This window comes from Pseudomonas sp. AM8 (assembly GCF_036346475.1).
In the GTDB taxonomy this organism is placed as follows: Bacteria; Pseudomonadota; Gammaproteobacteria; order Pseudomonadales; family Pseudomonadaceae; genus Aquipseudomonas; species Aquipseudomonas marginalis.
Window position 1 is genome coordinate 36,565 of the sequence record NZ_JAOTNX010000007.1, and the last position, 20,829, is coordinate 57,393.

Consider the following 20,829-nt stretch of genomic DNA (forward strand, 5'->3'; position numbering starts at 1 on the left):
TGCGTCAGTGCGCACTCACCTGCTGGCGCATCGGCGAGTGGCTTGGCGACAACGCCAGCGCCAACTGGGTGCGGTTGTGCATATGGGTCAGGCGCAACACCTGGGACACATACAGTTTGACGGTGTTTTCGGTGATGCCCAATTCGCAGGCGATCTGGTAATTGGTCTGGCCCTTGCCTACCAGCCACGCCACCTCCATCTGACGGGGTGACAGCTGGTTGAAGATGGATGGAACCTGCGCCGCTCCGGCGTCTTGCCGCCCCTCGCCGTCAGCCACCTGCAGCGGGCCGCGCCGTACCTTGTCGAGGTCCTGGTACAAGTCATTGATGGATTCGGAAAGGTACTGCAGTTTCTGGTTCAAGTGCCCCAGTTGCAGCTCCTTTTGCCGCTCTTCCAGCGCCGCTTCCTGGCGCTGCAGGCCCTCGAGCAACTCATCTAGGTTGATCGGCTTCTGGTAGTAATCCGAAATGCCCGCGCGCAGGGCCTTGATCACGTCCTGTTTGTCAGCACGCCCGGTGAGCATGATGGCCTCGAACGCACGCTGCTTGCCGGCGATCTTCTGCATCGACTGCACCAGCTCGATCCCATCCATGTCCGGCATGTGCAGGTCGCACAGCACCAGGCCGACCTCGGCGTCCTCGCTGAAACGCTGCAAGGCCTGGCGGCTGGATTCGCACGGGACGCAGTGGTAGCCACTGCTTTCGAGGAACTCGCAAAGCTCCTCAACGATCAGCGGTTGGTCATCGACCACCAGCACTTTTACAGCCGATTTCAGCTTGTTCACACGCGACTCCATGCCTGGCAAGCCAAAAGACTGACCTATCCGTTTGGACGAAGAATCCTATACATCCGTTCCATAAACGTAGACCTACTTTCCGACTCTGTACATAGCAATAGAGGCATTGTGCGACTAAAGGGTCCATACCCCATACAGCACAAAACCCGCGAATAAAAACGCGGCGAAAGGCTGCTTGGCAGGCGGGCCTTGCACCCGATCAGCAGCGCGCGGACCGAGCTGTTGACGAACGACCAACCAGCCGACCAGGGTGATGGCGGCACCGATCAGCGACCACAACACATGATCCACCGTGGTGGCCAGGCCCAGCGCCGCGAGCAGCTTCACGTCGCCCGCACCGAAGCGGTCCAGCGCATAGCCCGGCAGGGTCAACAGCAGCGCCAGGGCAAACGCCAAGAGACCGGCGCTCGCCGGCGCGCCCAGCCAGGTGGCACCTGTGCACAACAGGTATAACAGCGCCAGCAACGCCACGCCCAGGGTCAAGCCATTGGCGATCTGTCGCCGGCGAATATCCTGCACCGCACAGACTCCCAGCCAGATCACTATCACTACGCCATGAATCACGTAAAAAACGTTCCTTTTCGCTGAATGATTCTATGCTGATATCGAGTCGTAGACGTCAGGGTAGACGCAGTCATGAAAACAGGCCTGCCGGCAAAGCAAAAAGGGGCTGCGGCGATCGAGTTCGCCTTGGTCTTCGGGATCTTTTTTGCGGTGTTCTATGGCTTGATCAGCTTCAGCCTGCCGCTGCTGTTGATGCAGTCGTTCAACCAGGCGGCGGCCGAGGCCGTGCGCCAGGCCATGGCGGTAGACCCGGTAGCGGCAGGATCGGCCTACCCTACCCTTGTCACCCAGCGGGCGAAAGATGCGGTAGCGGCGCAATTGAGCTGGATCCCCGCCAACTTCCAGTTCCAGCCGTCCTTCATCAGCGCCACCTACACCGGCACCACGCTGACTGTCACGATCAAATACCCCTCCTCCAACCTCTACTCCGTATTCCCGGCGCTGGTGGTGCCAGGCATTGGCACTGTACCGAACCTGCCGACCAACCTTTCGGCCAGCTCGAGTCTTCAGTTTTGACTGCGGGGAATAATTTCTTCGAGCGCCTGCGGGGCCGTGTCGGCACCCAGGCCTTCGAGGCGCCCACTGTCCCTGCGGCAGGGCTGCGCGTGTTATTGGATCATCAAGGCCATGTGGTGGACATCAGCGGCACACTGCGTTCGCAACTCGCCATGCCCGTCGCGGGTGAAGCACGGCCGCTGCTGCGGGAGTTGCTGTGCGCCAGCAGCGCCTTGAGTATCGAAGGCAGCCCTGCCGACTGGCAACGCCATACCCTGGACCTGGACTTCCAGGGCTCTGCCGGCCAGGTCCTGCCCACCCGTGGCTGGGTCGAGCCGGAGGGCGACCGCTGGGTGCTGCACCTGCTGGACATCGGCGACTTGCTCGCCGGCCGCCACCTGGCTGAACAGCGCGAGCAGAACCACCAACTCGCCTGCAGGATGAGCGAACAGTTGCGAGTGTGCAGCCTGAGTCGCCTGCCCGAGACGTTCAACGAGCAACTGCGCAGCCTGGCCCAACGCTGGCGTATCCCCTGTGTGGCCCTGGCATTGCTCGATGAAGCCAACCAGGGTTGGCGGATCTACAGCCAATACACCGCTCACGACGCCCCGGGCTTGTGGCAAACCGGCCAACATCTGGGGGCCAGCCTGGACAGTGTCAACGGCAACGCGCTCCTGAGCCTGGCCCACGGGCGCATTGACAACCCCCGCCTGCAGAGCATTTTCGGCGATATCGACGGTTTGCTGGTGCCCTACCGTGACAGCCAGGGCGTGGCAGCCTGGTTGCTCTGCGGTTTCTACGGCGGCGAACCGCACACCCGCGAACGTGACTGGCTGGACCTCACCGCCGCACTCGCCGCCCCGCTGCTGAGCCGCCTGCGCGAACAACGCAGCCATCAGCAACTGGAGCGCATGGAGGCCCTGCAAGAACTGCTCGGCACCGGCTGGTGGGAACTGCTGCCCGCCACCCAGGAGATCCAGCTCGCCCCCCAGTTGTTGCATAGCCTGGGCCAGAAACACGGCGCCACGCGCCAGGCACTGGCCCTCTGGCTGGAGCTGATCCACCCCGCTGATCGCCAGGAACTGCTCAGCCACCTGCAAGACCTGCAGGCACTGGACAAACCCCTGCTGACCAGCGTGCGCCTGCCAGGCAGTGACGCGGACCACACGCCCATCTGGTATCGCGTGCAGGGCCAGGTACTGGGCGTGGGCGACAACCGGCGCTGGGTCGGTTTCATGCTCAACATCAGCGACATCAAGAACCAGCAACTGCAAGCCGCCGCCGCCCATGCACGCCTGGATAACCTGATCGCCAGTTCACCGGCGGTGATCTACGTGCAGCGCTATGTCGGCGGCGCGCTGCACCCGGCGTTTTTCAGCGACAGCCTGTTGCCGCTGCTGGGCTGGAGCCTGGCCGATTGCAGCCACGACGGCCTGGCCTCGTTGATCCATCCCGAAGACCGTGAGTTGTACTTCCAACGCACCCGTCAATTACTACGCGAAGGGAATGTACGCAGCCGCTACCGGGTGCGCGACACCCGCGGCGACTACCATTGGCTGCTCGACGAGGCCAAGCTGCTGCGCGATGACCTGGGCCTGCCGGTGGAGGCCGTGGGGCTATGGCTCGATGTGACCGACGCGACCCTGGCCGCCGAACAGGTCAGGCAGAGCGAAGAGCGCTACCGCATCCTGGTGGAAGACTCGCCGGCAATGATCTGCCGTTATCGCCCGGACCTGACCCTGACGTTTGGCAACACGCCGCTGGCCAACTACCTGGAGTGCTTGCCCGCGCAACTGCCGGGGCGGCAATTGGACGCGTGGTTGTCGGATGAACAGCGCCAGGCATTTATCCAACGCATCCGCCGACTGACCCCCGAGTTTCCGGTGAGCACCGCCGAAATCAGCCTGCAGCTGCCCGGGCGCGAACATGCCTGGTGGGTATGGTCCGACCGTGGTGTGTTTGATGAACAAGGTCAACTGGTGGAAGTGCAGGCCGTGGGCCGCGACAACACCGAAGTGCGTCGCTCCCAGCAGCAACTGACCCAGAGCGCCAAGATGGCGACCCTCGGCGAAATGGCCACGGGCCTGGCCCATGAGATCAACCAGCCGCTGAACGTGATGCGCATGGCGATCGTCAATGTGCTCAAGCGCCTGGCCAACGGCGACGCGCAGATCGACTACCTCACCGAAAAACTCAAGCGCATCGACACCCAAGTGCAACGCGCGGCGAGGGTGGTGGACCATATGCGCGTGTTTGGCCGCCGTTCGGAAATCGAACAGCAACCGTTCGACCCAGCGCAAGCCGTGGAAGGGACCATATCGCTGCTGAGTGAGGGCCTGCGCAGCAAAGGCGTGGACCTGCGCATCACACCTGCAGACTTCAGGGTGCAGGTCAAAGGTCATGTCGACCAGCTTGAGCAGGTGTTGATCAACCTGATGGTCAACGCCCGCGATGCGCTATTGAGCCAGCGCGAAACAGCCGCGCAATTGCGCCCCTGGATTGCACTGCACTGCGAGCACGACAGCCGGAATGTGCGCATCTGGGTCGAGGACAACGGTGGCGGCATCGACCCACGATTATTGGAGAGGATTTTCGAGCCGTTTTTTACCACCAAGCCGATTGGGGTGGGGACCGGCCTGGGGCTGTCGGTAAGCTACGGGATCGTGGAAAACATGGGTGGGCGCTTGAGCGTGATCAATGGCGAGGAAGGCGCACGGTTTTGTGTGGAACTGCCGGTGGTTCAGATCACCAGGTAGGCGCGGCCCATCTGACACGTCAGGTTGGCGCCGACTTCGGCGTTGCCCAGGTTGATGCCCAGGGCCGGGAGCAGCGTGTTGACAATGGGGTCGAGCAGCGGTGACAGGACGTCCTGGACAAGGGTGACCACCGCGCTGGTGATGGTAGCCAGGGCCGTCGTAACAGTGCCGTTCGCGGCACCGGGTGTGCTGCCGCTGGGCGGTACGTAGGTAACCTGCAGGCCGCTCAGGGTTGCTCCCAGGCTATTGACGATATTGGCGGTGCCGGTTGGACTTTTGTAGGTCGGCGCGGCATTCATATCGGCGACCGGTAAAAACAGCAACGAGCTGGTCTGCGCTGCCACGGTAGACAACGCCTTCACATTCAAACCACCGCCTACACCCGCTGTACGCGTGCCGCATATCAGCGACAGCACAATGCAGTAGCGCTGGCCAAAATCGATCAGCCTGACCGGCTGCACGGTGACTGGCGCCGATGATGAAAACGCGGTGGCAGGGTCGACATAGCCCACGCCCAAGGTAGCCATGGCGGTGGTGGCCTGCACCGTTAGCGACTTTGTGGCCGGCGTGGCACAGCTGTAGTCCGTCACTTGGCTCTGCGCACTGGCCGCTTCGATGTAGATGGACAGTGATTGCGTGATATCCACGTCGGTGACGTTACACGCCACCAGGCACAACACGCCGCCCACCACTGCCGGGATGTTCAGGTTCAACAGGCCGCCGACCACCTTCGACACCGGTGTCGCCAACCCGGTCAGGATTGATGAAACCCCCGACACCAGCTTGATGATCGGCGCATCCACCGTAACCAATGTGCGCACTTGCGCGGTTCGGACAACAATCTGATCCGTCTGCGGGTTATTCAGAAGCCCCGCCTTGGCCTTCGCCGGATTACCGATCGCCGACAATTGCGGCGGCTCGATGACTTTGGTCTGGATCGAGACATTGCCCACCAGGGGAATATTCACCTGAGCGGCCGCACTCACCGCACTCTTGCTATTGGACAGCTGTGCAACGGCCTCCAGCAATTGAAACAACTGCACATTGGTATTCAACGCCGCGGCCGGTGTTCCGCTGGCAACCTTCAGCAGGTCTGCGACTTTCAGCAGCTGGGTATTGGGCGCGATGGCTTTCAATGAAATCACATCGTTGATGACCGCCGTCGCCACCGCGCCGTTTTTTTGCAGCACCTTTACCGCGGCATCGATCAACTGGTTGGCGGATACGGCGGTGTTGAGCAGCGCATCGTAGTCACCCGCCGTCACGTTCAGCTCAATCGCCAACTGATCCAGGTAGCCGAGCAGGTTGACGTTCGTCGCCAGCAAGCCATTCCAGCCCGCCGCCGTCAGCGACAGGCTGCCGCCCAACAGGTTGCCAATGACCATGTTCAATAGCGGGGACTTCGCCGAATCCACCGTCGCCAGGTTGCTGCGAATCGTCAGTTGCGCCACTGGCGGCGCGTACGCGGCCACGGCGGTGGCACCCAGGGTCATCTGGGTGGACGCCGGCGTACCGCTGAACATATTCCAGATACCGGTGGCGACGCTGGTTACTACGCTGCGCGTCGCCACTACCCGAATGGCCTCGTTTTTGCTGGCGTCGGCGCTGAATACGCGGATGTTGCCGGCATTGGTCGTCAATGTGCCGCAGGTCACGGCCAGGCCACGACTGCTGTCGCCGGCAACCACGGTGAAGCCATTGCGCGCAGCGTTCTGCACGGCATAGTCGTTGGCGCTGGTGGTCGGGCTGCACAGGCCACCACGCCCGGCGGCCTCCAGGGCGGCGGTGTCGGCAATGGACTGCAGCTTGCGCTTTTCCAGGTAGAGGCGGCCGCTGTCCACCGCCAGCAGCAGGAACACCAGCGCTAACGCCAGGGTGCCCGCTGCCATCAAGCCAATCGCACCACGCTGCCTGCAACCGAGTCGGGGAGACATCAGGCACTCCTTAGCGCTTACTCTCCGTGTTGCCGTGGAGTGTAGACAAGGCTTGGCAGGTGCGCCGGCCGGTCGCTACAAACGGTCAGTGCGGTGGGTAGCTGGAGAGGATGCGGGTCACCGTCGTGCGAATCGCGTTATTACGATCCTGGGGGTTGGGCGTGCTGCTCATCATCTGTTCATCACTGCCGCGCCACACCAGCTTGCCGTCCTTGCCGTCGAGCAGGTCGATCTGGATGGTCGCCACCTTGTAGGTGATGTTGCGTGTTTCGTTGTACATCGGCCCGCCCCAATAGCCGTTCCACGGGCCACCCCAGGCGCCGCCATAGTTGGTGGTGACTTGTTGCTGGCGGTCTTCGACGATCAGGTAGGCCTGCACGTTCAGGTCAGCCCGGGTGCCTGCGGCTGCCGGGCGCAGGCCGCGCTGGTCAAGCTGTTCACCCACGGCCTGGCGGATGCGTTGTTCGGTGAGGTCGCTCTTGATCCGCGGATCATCGGGGCGGTATTGCAGCGCCGGGTCTTTCCAGGCCCAGTTGCGGTAGGCGCCGAAGTCGCGGCTGGCATCAAAATCGTGGTTGACCTGGCTGGTCTGGCAACCGCCCAGCAGCACAACAAAAGCTAGCGTAGCGATACGACGAAACATGGTTGATCTCCAAAGAGCGACCCGGGCTTTAGATGAGAATAGCTGTTAACTCGGAGGATACGCCGTCATCGCCTTTTGCACGGCCTGGCGCAACGCATCCGCACGCTCGCTGAGGCTGCCCTGGCTGCCGGTTTCCGCACTGGCACTCCACACCGGCTGGCCGCTGCGGGCGTCGAACAGGTTGACGCGCACCACCACCACTTGAACCTCATAGGTGCGCACAATCGGCACCGAGTTGTACATGCCGTAGCCCGGGCCGTAGCGGTTATAGCCGCCGTATCCGTAGCCGTAATCGTCCCGGACCTGCTTGAGACGCTTCTCCAGGCGCACATCGGCGCTCACCAGCAGGTCCGCCGGGCGGTTGTCGTGCAAGGGCCGCAGGCCGCGCTGGTCGAGGGCACCGCTGACCGCTTCGGCGACCTGCGCCGAGTCCGCCCAGGCCGTGCCGGCCGGGAGCTGGCCGTTGCGCCAGGCCCAATTACGGTAGGCGCCATAGTCGCGCACCGGTGCCGGGTAGGCGCTGGCGTCGAAGGTAGTGGCCGCCTGCGCGGGCGCCGGTGGCATGGGCGCAGAAGCCGCCACATAAGGGTTAGGGCTGGAGCAGGCGCCCAGCCCGAGGGATAACAGGATCAAACAGAGACGACGCATTTCGACCTCCGCAGACTGGGCCGCTTATACCGGACGGCAGATCCAGTGCAAATAACGCCCAAGTCCGGCAAAGCTTGGGTGACGACGGTGAGCGAGCTCCATCTCTACAAGGTCCTTCAAGTCGGCGCGGGCCTGGAATTCCACCGGCATATAGTCGTGGAATACCCGCACGCCACTTTGGCTTTCGACCTGCCAAAGCCCTTCGAGTTGCGCCGCCAATTCCCGCGGGTCGAGGGGCTGTTGTGGGGTCAGGCTCTGCTTTTCGCCGGCCATGTCGTTCTTGCGCATCTTGCGGAAATGGCCTTTGAGCAGGTTGCGATAAATCAGTGCATCGCGGTTGTAGAAAGCCAGCGACAACCAGCCGCCGGGCAGCGTCAGCTGGTGCAGCACCGGCAGGATACCGTGGGGTTCGGCCAGCCATTCCAGCACGGCATGGCACAGCACCAGGTCGTAGGGCTCGGTGAGCTGGCCGAGCAAGTCTTGCCACGGCGCGTGGATAAAGGTGGCGTCCTGCCCGGCTTCGGCGAAGCGCTGGCGCGCGCCTTCGAGCATCGGCTCGGCGGGTTCGGCCAGGGTCACCTGATGGCCGCGCTCGGCCAGCCACAGCGACATATGCCCCAGGCCCGCGCCGATATCCAGCACGCGCAACGGACGCTCCGGCAGGGCCTCAGCCAGGTCGGCCTGGAGCACAGCCAGGCGAATCGCGCCTTTTGCGCCACCGTAGATTTTCTCGGCGAAGCGCGTGGCCAATTGGTCGAAATGCCGGTCACTCATGGGCAAACCGCCGCTCGCTGTCGGCCAGTTTGGCGCGCACCACCTCGTTCATGTCCAGGCCCAGCTCGCTGCACAGCAACAGCAGGTACAGCACGATATCGCCCACTTCCTGGCCGGCGTGGGCAAGTTTGTCGGCGGGTAACTGGCGGGACTGGTCTTCGGTGAGCCACTGGAAGATTTCCACCAGTTCGGCCATTTCCACGCTGGCGGCCATGGCCAGGTTCTTCGGGCTGTGGAATGGCTTCCAGTCGTTGGTATCGCGGATGCGGTGCAGACGTTCGGTGAGGTGTTCAAGGTTCATGGGGGGCTCCTGAATGGGTATAGCTTCAGGGGGATGGAGAGTGAAGGCAAGTGAATAGCGGCGGTGCGACGATTCGACTTGCCCCCGATGAGGCCCTAATCCACCACGCTGAATTCGAGCCGGGCGGTCTGGCCGGCTTCGTCGAGGACGCTGAGTTGGTAGCGGCCCAAGCGCTCGAAACTGGCATTGATGCTGTCCTGGTTGGCGCTGTCGCCCAGGGGGGCGCCGTTGAGGAACCACCAGCGCCGGCCGCTGCCGCCCAGGGCGGAAAGCTTGAGGCGCAGGGTTTGCTGACTGGCGGCGGGCAGGCGCAGTTGGTCGCCTTCGCGCACGCCGACAATCGACAGCGGCGAAGACGCCGCCAGCGCCGGTGGCGGGCAGTCGGGGTCGGCGGCGGGAATCCGCGCTTCACGGCGCTCGATCCTGGGCAACCATGGCTCCAGGGGCGCGGGCCACAGGGCGATATTTTTAGACACCGCGCCAGGGCAATGGGCATCCACCCTCAAGCCCTTGGCGTTGACCCAGACGCTTTCCATCAAGCCGACGCTCAACGGCTGATCCAGCGCCTGCAAGGTCGGCGGCGTGGTGTTGTCCAGGGTCCAGGCAAAGCGCTGGCGGCGGCAATTCGGATCGCTGCGGTTCATGGGCTGGCCCAGCGGCCAACAGATCGCCGCCACGCCGACATTGGTCGGCACCGCCACCACCTGCGCGCTGATGCCGCGCTGGCTGTCGCGATTGGTCAGCACGTCATGCACCTGCAACATCAGCGGCGCCGCCGAGGCCAAACCGAACTGCCCCGGCACCGGCGTGCCGTCCGGGCGACCGATCCACACACCGATCAAATAGCGCGGCCCCACGCCAATCGCCCAGGCATCGCGAAAACCGTAGCTGGTCCCGGTTTTCCAGGCCAGGACCGGGCGCTGCACCAGCTCGGCACGCGGGTCGCGATCAGGCCGCGCCTGGCCACTGAGGATGCGCCGAATAATCCAGGCGGCCCCTGGCGACAGCAAGGGCCGCTCTCTCAGCGTATCGTCCGGCTGTAATCGAAGGGTGGCGCTCCTGCCGTCGCGGGCAAAGGCGCTGTAGCCGCTGACCAGATCCTCCAGGCGGCTGCCCGCGCCGCCGAGGATCAGCGCCAGGTTGGGCTCGGCCAACGCCGGCAGGGCCAATGGCACGCCGCCGATGCGCATCTGCGCGGCAAACCGCTTGGGCCCGTAGGCTTCCAGCAACTGCACCGCCGGCAGGTTCAGCGAACTGGACAGCGCCGTGCTCGCCGGCACTGCGCCGGTAAAGCCCATGGAAAAGTTGCCCGGCCGATAATCGCCATAACGCCGGGGCACGTCCTGCAACAGCGATTCGGAGTGAATCAGGCCCTCGTCCAGGGCCATGCCATACAGGAACGGCTTCAAGGTAGAGCCCGGCGAACGCAGCGCGCTGATCATGTCCACGTGGCCAAAGCGCTTGGCGTCGTTGATGTCCACTGACCCCAGGTAAGCGCGCACGGCCATGTTTTCTTCTTCCACCACCAGGATCGCGGCCGAGGTGTATTCCGGCAACCGCGCACGCCAGCCCAACAACAGGTCTTCAAGACGGCGTTGCAGGGTGGCATCCAGCGTGGTGCGAATCAGCGGCGGGCTGTCCGGACGGTTAAGGCGGCGGGCAAGCAGCGGTGCCAGGCTCGGCTCCAGGCGCGGGGCGAGCAGCAACGGCTCCTCCAGCGCTTCGTCGACGGCCGCTTGTGGCCACACCTGGAACTCGGCGAGGCGGCGCAGTACTTTGTCGCGGGCCTCCTGGGCGCGCTGCGGGTGGCGATCCGGGCGCAGGCGGCTCGGCGCCTGGGGCAATACCGCGAGCAAAGCGGCTTCGGCGTGGGTCAGTTGCGCCGGGGACTTGCCCAGGTACGCCCAACTGGCGGCCGCCACGCCCTGCAACGTGCCGCCGAACGGTGCGCGGTTCAGGTACAGGTTGAGAATCTGTTCCTTGGACAGGTGCCACTCCAACTGCGCCGTGCGCCACAGTTGGCGCAACTTGCCGTGGAAGGTCCGCGAGTGAGGATCCAGCAGACGCGCCACCTGCATCGACAACGTACTGCCACCCGACACCACCCGCGCGCCCGTCAGGTTCTGCCACGTCGCCCGCACCAGCGCCAACGGGTTAACACCGGGATGCTGATAGAACCAGCGGTCTTCGTAGGTGAGCAGTGCATCGAGGTAATACGGCGACACTTCGCTGGTTTGCACCGGGTAACGCCACACACCGTTGGCATCGGCAAACCGCCACAACGGCGTGCCATCCTCGGCCAGCACTACCCGCGCCAGGTCGTCCCTGGGCAACGGCAACGGCCAGATACGATCGGCCAGCCACAGCAGGGCAATCATCAAGACCAGGCTCGCCAGGGTCCAGCGGACAAGTAAACGCAAATTCAAGCGGGCAAACCTCTATGCTTGTAGGGAACTAGCCTGTTGCAATAACAACCAAAGGCACAGATACGCCCACCTTCTTATCAGGACACACATATGCAGGTAGAAAGCTTTTTCGAATGGTTGGGCCAGGCGCTCGGTTCCGTCATCCGCTTTATCGTCGACGGGCTCAGCGGATTGTTCGGAGCCTTGACCCACGCCGGCGGCAACTTTGTCGAAGGCCTGTCACGCACATTGGGCATGGACACCTCGATCATCAGCATCCTCACCCTGATCGTCGGCCTGCTGTTTCTGTACTCAGCCGTACGCGCCTTCATGCGCGCTTCGATCATCTTCGGGGTGATCTGGCTGATACTTGGCCTGTGGCTGCTCAGCTGGGTCGTCCACTGAACCCAAAAACACCCAGCCACTGTAGGAGCGAGCTTGCTCGCGAAGGACGTCAACGATAACGCTGACATCCGGAATAAACGCGGTGCCCTTGCGTTCTTCGCGGGCAAGCCCGCTCCTACAGTGATCAACCGTCAAATTTCAGCGTCCCTTGATCACCAGATCCGCCGGCGTCTCCCCCACCGCCTGCCAGTTCGGCCGATACATCGACTCCACCTGCGGCGGTGGCACGCGGTAAGTGCCCGGTGTCACGGCACGGGCCAGGTACAGCAAGTGCGTGGTGCCATCGCCGTCAAGGTTGATGGCCGCCACGTAACGGTCATCACGAAACTCCTGATGCTTGAGCGCCGCGTTCTGCATCGACTCACGCCACTCCTTCACCTGGCTGCTGGCGTTTTCCAGGCTGGCGGCACTTTGTGCCAGGTTCTGGTTTTCCAGCTCCAAGCCCGCAGGCAACAGATCGACCACCAAGGCATCCGGCACGCGCTGCCTGGCGCTCACGGCCAGGTGCACCAGCACCAGGTCGCCGCTATTGAGGTTGCGCAGGTTCAGCGGTTGGCCATTCATGCCCAGGTATTCCCGGCGGATGCTCAGGTTGTCGCCACCCGGTGCCGGTGGCACCTGGGGATAACCCGAGATCGTCAATTGCTGGTAGACCGGCACATCGCCCTGATTGGTCAGGTTCAGATCGCCAGAAAGCAGCTTGCCTTCCAGGTCCAGCGTCGACTGTTGATTGTTCAGCTCATGTTCCCCACCGCTGCCATTGAGCAGGACCTTCCAGGCCGACTCGGGCTGGGCGAACCCCAGGCGCCCGGCCAGGAACAGCGAATTGCGCTCCTGGGTCGACAGGTACGGGCTGGCCGCCAACTGATCGGACAGGCTAAACAAGCGCTCCTCACGCTTGCCCTTGGCCAAGTCGTTTTCTTCCAGCAATGCCAGGATCATCGCCTGGTCGCGCAGCGGGCTGCCGTAGTCGGCCAGCCATTCCTTGGCGCTGCGTTGCGCCGCCAGGCCGGCCAGCAAGGCTTGATCCGCACGGGGCTGGTCACCCATCTTCCGTAATGCGATGGACAACTGCACCAACGGCAACCCGGAACGCGCGTCGCTGCGCCGCTCGAAAATACTGCGCAGCGCCCCCAACGGCGCCTGCTGACTGCGCGCCAGTACCATGCCGGCGTAGGCCTGCACGGCAAAGCGCGTGTGGTCAGCGTTGTCGCTGTAGTCGACTTCGATCAGGTTGCGCTCCTGCACATAGCGCAGCAGGCGCTCGCTGGCTTTTTTCAGCGCTTCGGGTGGTACAGCGAAGCCCTGGTCACGGGCACGCAACAGGAAGTCGGTGACATAAGCCGTCAGCCAATATTCCTCTTCGCCATCGGCGCCCCACAAACCGAAGCTGCCGTTGTAGCGCTGCATGCCCAGCAGGCGTTCGATGCCCAGCTCGATCTTGCGTTTGCGCTCGGCATCCGGCTCGCCCTTGATGCTCAAACGCTTGAGCAGCGCGTCGTCGGCGTACAGCGACGGGTACAGACCACTGGCGGTCTGCTCCAGGCACCCATACGGGTAGGCCTTGAGCGCCGAGATCTGCGCACCCAGGTTCAGCGGCGGCCGGCTCGACAGGCTCAGCAGCGCCTCACGCCCAGAGGCATCGAATTGATCCAATGCGCCGGCGGGCAAGCTCCACGGCTCGCCCTTGAGCACCGCGCGGTAATGCTTGAGCAACGCCGGGTAGGCCGGGCGCACGCCCAGGGTCCATTCGCGGCTGAACGGCGGCAGGTTCTCACCGGGCAGGTCCAGGCCATTGACCGTGACCTTCACCTTGCCTTGACCCAAGCCACCCCAGGCTTTCACCGGGATACGCAGGGTGGTGCGCTGGCCTTGCTTGAGCTCGACGCTTTGCGCGCCGCTGTTGACCAGCTCCAATTGCCCTTCGGCACTCAGTTGCAGATCGAGTTTCTGCGCCTTGCCCGACAGGTTGGACAGGTCCAGGGCCAACGTCGTCTGGTCACCGCCGGCGAGGAAGCGCGGTGCCGACAGCTCGGCCACCAGCGGCGCGGCGATCAAGGTCTTGCCTTCGGCCATGCCGTAGCGGTCATCGCTCCAGGCCTGGGCCATCAGGCGCAATTCGCCGTTGAAGTCGGGGATGTTGACGCTGACTTCACCCTCGCCCTGCTCATTCAAGGTCACCGGTGCGCTTTGCAGGGCGACGATGGTCACACTGGTGTCCGGACGCTTGCCGCCCTTGGCCAGCGCGGCGTCGCCCCCAAAGGCCAGGCTGGCCAGGCGGCCCTGCCCGGCTTCGATCAACTGGCCGTAGATATCGAACTGGTCCACGCCATAGGCCTTGCGGCCGAACAGGCTGGAGTACGGGTCCGGCGTCGGATATTCGGTGATATTGAGGATGCCCACGTCCACCGCCGCCACCAGCACGTGCACCTGTTTCGGCACGCTGCCATCGGCGTTTTTGGCGGCGACCTTCACCGTCAGCGGTTGTTTGGGGCGCATTTTTTCCGGCGCGGCCAGGGTCACGCCAAGCTTGCGCTGGGTGCGATCCAGCGGCAGATGCAGCAGGCCTACCGCGCGCTTGGGGGTGATATTGGCTTTGCGCTCGCCGGGACGAACCACCAGGGCGCTGACGTACAGGTCATGGCGCGACCATTTCGGATCAAGCTTCACGGCAAAGCTTTTACCTTCGGCCGGCACGTCGATTTCCTGCCACCACAGCGGCCCTTCGGCGGATTCCACCAGCAGGTAGCCTTTACCGGCAGCCGGCGGCGTGACCGTGACGTTGGCGGTGTCGCCGTCGCCATAGGCGGGTTTATCCAGCGCCAGCTTGACCTGATCGGGCCGCACGGCGCCGCCTTCGGTGTTGTCCTGGGCCTGGTAGCCGGCCCAGAAGCGCAGGCTGCTGACCAGGCCGGTCTGCGGGTCTTCGACCTCGACGCGGTACGGGCCCCACTCCACCTGGAAGCTGACCTTGGCAGTATCGCCGGCCTTGATGCTCAGGGTCTGTTCATCGAGGTTTAGGAATTTCTCGTTGTAGTGATAGCTCCAGCCATCGCTGTCGGAGTAGTTCCAGTAGTAGTCACGGCGCTCGCGTACCAGGCGGACCTTGAGGTTTTGCGCGGCGAGTTTCTGCCCGTCCTGGTTGGCCAGCAGCACTTCGAATTCCGCCGGGCCGTCGCCATTGGTTTCCTTGCCGTCAAACAGGCCACGCAGGCCCGGCAGTTGCTCGGCCGGCCAGATCGGCTGCACCAGGCGCCGGGTGATCGGCCGTCCGCCCGACTCGTGCAGGCTGGCTTGCACGATCAGTTGCAGGGGAGATTTGGCCTCCGCCCATTTGCTTTCCAGGGTCAGTTCTTCCTGGCCCTTGGCGTCGAGCACGCTTTCGTCGAGCTCGAAGTCCTGGCTCAGTTCTTCTTCGGTGACGGAGCCGAATTGATAGCCCGGCAGCGACTTGACCGCTTCGCGCAGGGGGCGCACATAGACTTGCCCGCTGACGCGGTTGCCCGACGCCGGCGCACCGTAGAGGTAGCGACCGTTGACCTTGATCACCGGGTTATCCGCCGGGCTCAATGCCGTGTCGCTGCCCTTGAGTTCCAGCGCCAGGCGCTCGGGCAGGAAGTCTTCGACGAGGAACTCATACAGCTGCGGCTTGCCATCGCCCAGGTCGAACACCAACTGCCAGCGGCCGGTCGGTGCTTCGCCGGCCAGTTGCAGTTGATATTGGTAGAGGCCCGAGGCATCGGCATCCCAGACAAACTTGCGGCTCACCTGTTCGTCCGGGCGACGCACTTCGACGCTCACCGGTTGCGGCTTGACCGCGTTGCCGTCCTTGTCCCGCAGCAGGGCGTTGAGCAGCACGGTTTCGCCGGGGCGATACAGGTCGCGCGGGCCGAACACAAAGAATTGCAACGGATGGGAAGGTTGGCCGCCGATATCGAACTCGGCCAGATCCAGCGCCGCACTGTCCAGGCGCAGCAGACTGGTCTGCTCACCCTGTTTGGCCAGCAGCACCTGGGCCTTTTTCGGCAACGGCAACTCAGCGTGGCCGCCCTTCTCGGTCTTGCCCTGGCCCAGCACACGGCCGTCGGCATCGAGCACTTCAAGGTCGACGCCATCCAACGCCTTGCCACCTTCCAGCGCCTGGGTAAACACATCCAGGCGATTGGCGTAGCGGTGCACCGACAGGCCGATATCGCTCAAGGTAAACAGCGTGGCCGGTTGCGAATAGTTGTAGGTGCCCGAAGCGCGCATCACCGCCAGGTACACGCCCGGTTGCTGCAATTGCTTGAGGCCGGCGATCGGCAGCAGCAGGGTTTCACGGGTATTGCGCGCCGGGTTCAGGTCGAAACGGCCGCCGTAGACCAGGTCGGCCAGCGGCAGCAGTTCGCGGGATTCATAACTTTGCAGGCTGGTATTGCGCCCCCACTGTGCCAGGAACGACGGCAGGGATTCGGGCTTGATCCGGAAGAATTCAACGTCGATCTTGTCGACGTTCAGCGCGATCACTGGCAGGCCTTCGGCCAGGCGCGTCGGCAACAATGTGCCACGGCTGGCGAAGCCGACGGTGGCTTGCAGGTCACGGGTTTCCAGGCGCGCGATGTACTCGGCGGCGAGCGTGTTGGCGTTGACCGCCTTCACCCCGGCATCCACCGTCAGCACCAGTTTGCGCTGGGGCTCCAGGTGGCGCAGGCGCAGTTCCATCAGGTTATCGGACAGCTCCCAGGCGCCATCGACCTTGCCGGACTTGCTGTCGACCAGATGGAGTTTGTCGGCAAACTTCTGCTCCGGATCCAACGGAATGGAAAAACTCACCGACAAGGTGCTGGCCCCGTCCAACTGCACCTCGGACACGTCCACCACACTCAACTCACGCCCGGCATAGCGCTGCTTCAGCGCCGCCACATCCACCGCCGCCTTGGCCGGTTTCGGCGCTGCCGCCACGGTGGGCGCAGGCGGTGCTGCCGGTTTATCGGAAGAATCGCAGGCGCTCAGCAGGGCCAGCGCGCAGGCCAGGAACAATCCTTTGTTAAGCATGGGGCACTCGTAGTCAGAGGGAACCGAGGGGTGAACTATATATCAGCGCCGGCCAAGCCGATGTGGCGCTGGTCACATTGACCGACGGAGGGTGAGTTGGTTCTCAACGGTCTCAAGTCCCAGCCAAATCCCACGGACATTGGGCCCCATGCCACATTGACCCTGTTGCGTTGCCAATGGCCGGTTACAATGCCGCTCCCCCAAGGAGCCTGCATGTCCACCTTACTCACCGACTGGCGCGACCGCCCTACCCATCGCCGCGTATGGGCTTTGGCTGCGCCGATGATCCTGTCGAACATTTCGGTGCCGCTGGTGGCGTTGGTCGACAGCATGGTCATCGGCCACCTGCCCCACGCCCACCAACTGGGCGCCGTGGCCGTCGGTGCCAGCTTGTATACCTTCCTCGCCTGGGCCATGGGTTTTCTGCGCATGGGTTCCACCGGTTTCGCCGCCCAGGCCGCCGGGCGCAAGGATGGTGCGGCACTGCGACAGATCCTGCTGCAAGGCTTGCTGCTGGCGCTGGGGCTGGCGATGTTGCTGGGCACCGTCGGCATCCCCCTTAGCCATCTGGCCCTGGAATGGATGCAACCGTCCCCCGAACTCAACCAATTGACCCGTGAATTCTTCCACACCCGCCTGTTCGGCCTGCCCGCCGCGCTGGCCAGCTACGCACTGGTGGGCTGGTTCCTCGGCACGCAAAACGCCCGGGCGCCATTGGCAATCCTGTTGACCACCAACCTGGTCAACATCGCCCTGAACCTGTGGTTTGTACTGGGCCTGGACTGGGGCGTGGTCGGCTCGGCCCGCGCATCGGTGATCGCCGAATGGACCGGCGCCCTGCTTGGCCTTGCCCTCACGCAAAAAGCCCTGCGCGCCTACCCCGGGCATATCGCCTGGGCCGCGTTGAAACGGTGGCAAAGCTGGCGCCCGTTGCTGGCGGTGAACCGCGACATTTTTATCCGCAGCCTGGCGCTGCAGTCGGTGTTTTTCATGATCACGGTGCAAGGCGCACGCCTGGGCGATGCCACCGTGGCAGCCAATGCTCTATTGCTCAATGGCTTGTTGCTGACCGCTCACGCGCTGGACGGCCTGGCCCACGCGGTCGAAGCCTTGTGCGGACACGCCATCGGCGCCCATGACCGCGCCGCGCTGCGCCGTTCGCTGGTGGTCGCCGGCGGTTGGTCGCTGATCGCCAGTCTGGGGTTTGCCCTGCTGTTCACCTTCGCCGGCCACCTGTTTATTGCCATGCAGACCGATATCCCCAGCGTGCGCGAAACCGCCGATCTCTACCTGCCGTACCTGGCGGTACTGCCGTTGATTGCGGTGTGGAGTTATCTGTTGGATGGGTTGTTTATCGGCGCTACGCGCGCCAAGGAAATGCGCAATGGCATGTTGCTGACGGTGCTGATGGTGCTGCCCTTTGCCTGGGCACTGCAAGGCCTGGGCAACCATGGGCTGTGGATGACGTTCCTGCTGTTCATGGCCTTGCGCAGCCTGACCCTGGGGGTCATTGCCTGGCGGCTCAAGCAGCGGGGGGAGTGGTTCGGTACCCGTACTGACTGAACCTACCTGTTAATTCTGACAGGTTACAGACCGACATTCCGGGCGTTGAATGGCCATGGGTAAAACCCATCCCATAGATTCAAGGAGAGTCGGATATGAACATCACGAAAGCGCTGTGGATCGCTACGGCTTGCACACTGGCAAACATGGCGGGATGCACCAATGGGCAAGGGCCGAACACTATCGAGGACAGACTGCGTGTTACAAACAGTAGCCGGTCCAATCTGACGCTCTTCCAAGGAACCGAGCGACACGCCCTCGCTCCAGGTGCAAATATTGAACTGCCCTTTAATAGCCAAAATGTCACGGTGGCGCCCACCACCACCGGTGCCGACAGACTTGACCGGGTTGTCCTTCAATTCAACCCAGGCCAATGCCCGCTCAAGCTCTGCCTGGTCGCGTACTGAACCGCCCACCGATACGACCCGCGAGAAACCCCGCGCGTCGTTCAACCCAGCATCAGGACGACAGGTATGACGAACGCGTCAGGCCCAGACGCAAGGCGTCGAGGAACTGCGTACGCTCACTGGCACTGATCTTCGCGCTGGCGCACTTGTCACGGTAGTGAGTCATCAACTCCTCCGGCGACAAGTGCACATAGCGCAGCATGTCTTCGATGGTGTCGTGGGTCTCGATACCGGCGCTGTACACCGAACCGTCTTCGCGCTGGTAGATGTTCACCGAGTCGGTGTCACCGAACAGGTTGTGCATGTCGCCAAGGATTTCCTGGTAGGCGCCGACCAGGAAGATGCCCAGCAGGTAGTCTTCGCCTTCGTTCAAGGCGTGCACCGGCAGGCTGGTCTCGATGCTCTGCTCGTCGACGTATTGCTTGATCTTGCCGTCGGAGTCGCAGGTCAGGTCTTGCAGCACGGCGCGGCGCAGCGGCTCTTCGTCGAGGCGGTGCAGCGGCAGGATCGGCAATACCTGGCCGATGGCCCAGGTGTCCGGCAGGCTCTGGAACACCGAGAAGTTGCAGATGTACTTGTCGGCCAGCTTGTCGTTGAGTTCGTCCAGCACCTGGCGGTGCGAGCGCTGGCGGGCTTTCAGCGAGTTGTGCAGGCGGCGGCACACGGCGAAGTAGCACTGTTCGGCCAGGGCTTTTTCGGCCAGGGTCAGTTTGCCGTCGGCGTACTGGGTGGCCACGTCGCTCATGTAGTGGGTGGCGCGCCAGTAGGTTTCGGTGACCATCTCGATGTCGGTCGGGCCCAGCAGGTCTACCAGCCACTGCACGGTTTCCGGCAGGCTTTCCTTGTTTTCGATCAGCGGGATTTCGTCGTTGTGTTTCTCGACGTCGGTCACCTGCACCACCAGCATGGCGTGGTGCGCGGTCAGGGAGCGGCCGCTTTCAGAGAAGATATTCGGGTGCGGCAGGCTCTGCGCGTCGCAGAATTCCTTGAGCATGCCCACGACCACACCGGCGTAGTCGTCCATGTCGTAGTTGATCGAGCTGGCGTTACGCGAGTGAGTACCGTCGTAGTCCACGCCCAGGCCACCGCCGACGTCGATGTGATCCACCGGCAGGCCGAGGTTGCGCAGTTCGCCGTAGTAACGAATGGCTTCCTTGAACCCGTGCTGGTAGTCGGCCAAGTTGGCGATCTGCGAACCCATGTGGAAGTGCAGCAGGCGGATGCCCTGGTCCAGGCCCGCCGCGCGGAAGCGCTCGACCACCGACAGCAGTTGCGCCGCCGACAACCCGAACTTGGACTTCTCGCCACCGGTGTCCGCCCACTTGCTCGACGCCAGGGAAGACAGGCGCACGCGCAGGCCCACCTGTGGCTTGACCTTGAGGCTGGCGGCCTCTTCGATCACCAGTTCAACCTCGGATTCTTTCTCGATCACGATAAATACGTTGTGGCCGAGCTTCTGGCCCATCAGCGCCAGGCGGATGAACTCGCGGTCCTTGTAACCGTTGCAGACGATGGTGCCGCCCTTCGGCGCCAGGGCCAGCACGGCCAGCAGCTCAGGCTTGGAGCCGGCTTCGAGGCCGATGGAAACATTCTGGGTGGCGATGATGTTCTCGATCACCGCTTCCTGCTGGTTCACCTTGATCGGGTACAGTGCGGTGTACTTGCTCTGGTACTCCAGGCGCTCGATGTTGGCATCGAAAGCGCCGGTCAGCTGGCGTACACGGTCTTGCAGGATATCGGGAAAACGCACCAGCAGCGGCAGGGAAAGGCCGCTCTTGCGCAGCTCGTCCACTTGCTCGTAGAGGTCGACGGGTGTGCTGTTCGGGCCGTTCGGACGGACTTCAACGCGACCGGCATCATTGATCGCGAAATACCCGGCCCCCCAATGGCGAATCCCGTAAACACTGCGGCTGTCCGCAACTGTCCATTGGCTGCCATCGTCTTTGCGTGTGCGTCGTACGGACATCGAAGTCCCCTATAAATGAAGGCGAAGGCGCCACCTCTCGTTCGAGGCTGGCGCAGTCTAAAGAATGAAAATGACGATTTGCCTGTAAGCAAGGTAGACCCCACTCGCAGGACAGAGTTTAGACACAGGTTGGGAAGA

At 63.2% G+C, this 20,829-nt stretch carries 15 protein-coding genes; 5 read left to right on the top strand and 10 right to left on the bottom strand.

Going from position 1 to position 20,829, the window contains the following annotated elements; translation table 11 throughout:
* Window positions 1–4: 4 nt before the first annotated feature.
* Both V3W40_RS17640 and V3W40_RS17645 read right to left on the bottom strand, forming a co-directional pair.
* Window positions 5–784: a response regulator transcription factor gene (locus V3W40_RS17640; RefSeq protein WP_330215409.1), complete on the bottom strand. Its 780-nt coding sequence runs from the start codon at window positions 782–784 to the stop codon at window positions 5–7.
* Window positions 785–910: 126 nt separating this feature from the next.
* Complete coding sequence (locus V3W40_RS17645) at window positions 911–1,360, bottom strand: prepilin peptidase (protein WP_027607978.1); 450 nt, start codon at window positions 1,358–1,360, stop codon at window positions 911–913.
* Window positions 1,361–1,432: 72 nt separating this feature from the next.
* Between V3W40_RS17645 and V3W40_RS17650 the strand changes: the two genes are divergently transcribed.
* Together V3W40_RS17650 and V3W40_RS17655 are read left to right on the top strand one after the other, a co-directional pair.
* Window positions 1,433–1,876, top strand: a complete 444-nt coding sequence (locus V3W40_RS17650; protein ID WP_065925547.1) for a TadE/TadG family type IV pilus assembly protein — start codon at window positions 1,433–1,435, stop codon at window positions 1,874–1,876.
* Window positions 1,873–4,611: a PAS domain-containing sensor histidine kinase gene (locus V3W40_RS17655; RefSeq protein ID WP_330215410.1), complete on the top strand. Its 2,739-nt coding sequence runs from the start codon at window positions 1,873–1,875 to the stop codon at window positions 4,609–4,611. Before V3W40_RS17650 ends, V3W40_RS17655 begins: the two co-directional genes overlap by 4 nt.
* On the opposite strand, the gene V3W40_RS17660 is transcribed toward V3W40_RS17655, so the two are convergent.
* From V3W40_RS17660 to pbpC, 6 genes are all read right to left on the bottom strand, one after another.
* On the bottom strand, window positions 4,596–6,545 hold the full coding sequence (locus V3W40_RS17660; RefSeq protein ID WP_330215411.1) for a pilus assembly protein TadG-related protein: 1,950 nt from the start codon (window positions 6,543–6,545) through the stop codon (window positions 4,596–4,598). The genes V3W40_RS17655 and V3W40_RS17660 overlap by 16 nt on opposite strands.
* A gap of 85 nt (window positions 6,546–6,630) precedes the next feature.
* A complete protein-coding gene (locus V3W40_RS17665; protein ID WP_027607982.1) occupies window positions 6,631–7,188 on the bottom strand; it encodes a DUF4136 domain-containing protein in 558 nt (185 codons plus the stop codon).
* A 45-nt stretch (window positions 7,189–7,233) separates the two neighbouring features.
* Entirely contained in the window at window positions 7,234–7,836 is a 603-nt protein-coding gene (locus tag V3W40_RS17670; RefSeq protein ID WP_065947169.1) for a DUF4136 domain-containing protein, read from the bottom strand.
* Window positions 7,837–7,860: 24 nt separating this feature from the next.
* A complete protein-coding gene (locus tag V3W40_RS17675; RefSeq protein ID WP_027607984.1) occupies window positions 7,861–8,610 on the bottom strand; it encodes a methyltransferase in 750 nt (249 codons plus the stop codon).
* A complete protein-coding gene (locus V3W40_RS17680; protein WP_058423592.1) occupies window positions 8,603–8,911 on the bottom strand; it encodes a MazG-like family protein in 309 nt (102 codons plus the stop codon). The genes V3W40_RS17675 and V3W40_RS17680 overlap by 8 nt, the downstream gene beginning before the upstream one ends.
* A 95-nt stretch (window positions 8,912–9,006) precedes the next feature.
* On the bottom strand, window positions 9,007–11,337 hold the full coding sequence (gene pbpC, locus V3W40_RS17685; RefSeq protein WP_330215412.1) for a peptidoglycan glycosyltransferase PbpC: 2,331 nt from the start codon (window positions 11,335–11,337) through the stop codon (window positions 9,007–9,009).
* Window positions 11,338–11,427: 90 nt separating this feature from the next.
* Between pbpC and V3W40_RS17690 the strand changes: the two genes are divergently transcribed.
* The gene (locus tag V3W40_RS17690; protein ID WP_027607987.1) at window positions 11,428–11,721 is read left to right on the top strand and encodes a hypothetical protein; all 294 of its coding nucleotides are present in this window, start codon (window positions 11,428–11,430) and stop codon (window positions 11,719–11,721) included.
* A 138-nt stretch (window positions 11,722–11,859) separates the two neighbouring features.
* On the opposite strand, the gene V3W40_RS17695 is transcribed toward V3W40_RS17690, so the two are convergent.
* A complete protein-coding gene (locus tag V3W40_RS17695; RefSeq protein WP_330215413.1) occupies window positions 11,860–16,755 on the bottom strand; it encodes an alpha-2-macroglobulin in 4,896 nt (1,631 codons plus the stop codon).
* Window positions 16,756–16,968: 213 nt separating this feature from the next.
* On the opposite strand from V3W40_RS17695, the gene V3W40_RS17700 reads away from it, so the two are divergent.
* On the top strand, window positions 16,969–18,318 hold the full coding sequence (locus tag V3W40_RS17700; protein WP_330215414.1) for an MATE family efflux transporter: 1,350 nt from the start codon (window positions 16,969–16,971) through the stop codon (window positions 18,316–18,318).
* Between the two features lie 95 nt (window positions 18,319–18,413).
* Window positions 18,414–18,725, top strand: coding sequence for a hypothetical protein (locus V3W40_RS17705; RefSeq protein ID WP_330215415.1), 312 nt, complete (start codon window positions 18,414–18,416; stop codon window positions 18,723–18,725).
* Window positions 18,726–18,777: 52 nt separating this feature from the next.
* Here the strand turns inward: V3W40_RS17705 and speA are convergent, their stop codons facing one another.
* Window positions 18,778–20,691: an arginine decarboxylase gene (gene speA / locus V3W40_RS17710; protein WP_330215416.1), complete on the bottom strand. Its 1,914-nt coding sequence runs from the start codon at window positions 20,689–20,691 to the stop codon at window positions 18,778–18,780.
* Window positions 20,692–20,829: the final 138 nt, after the last annotated feature.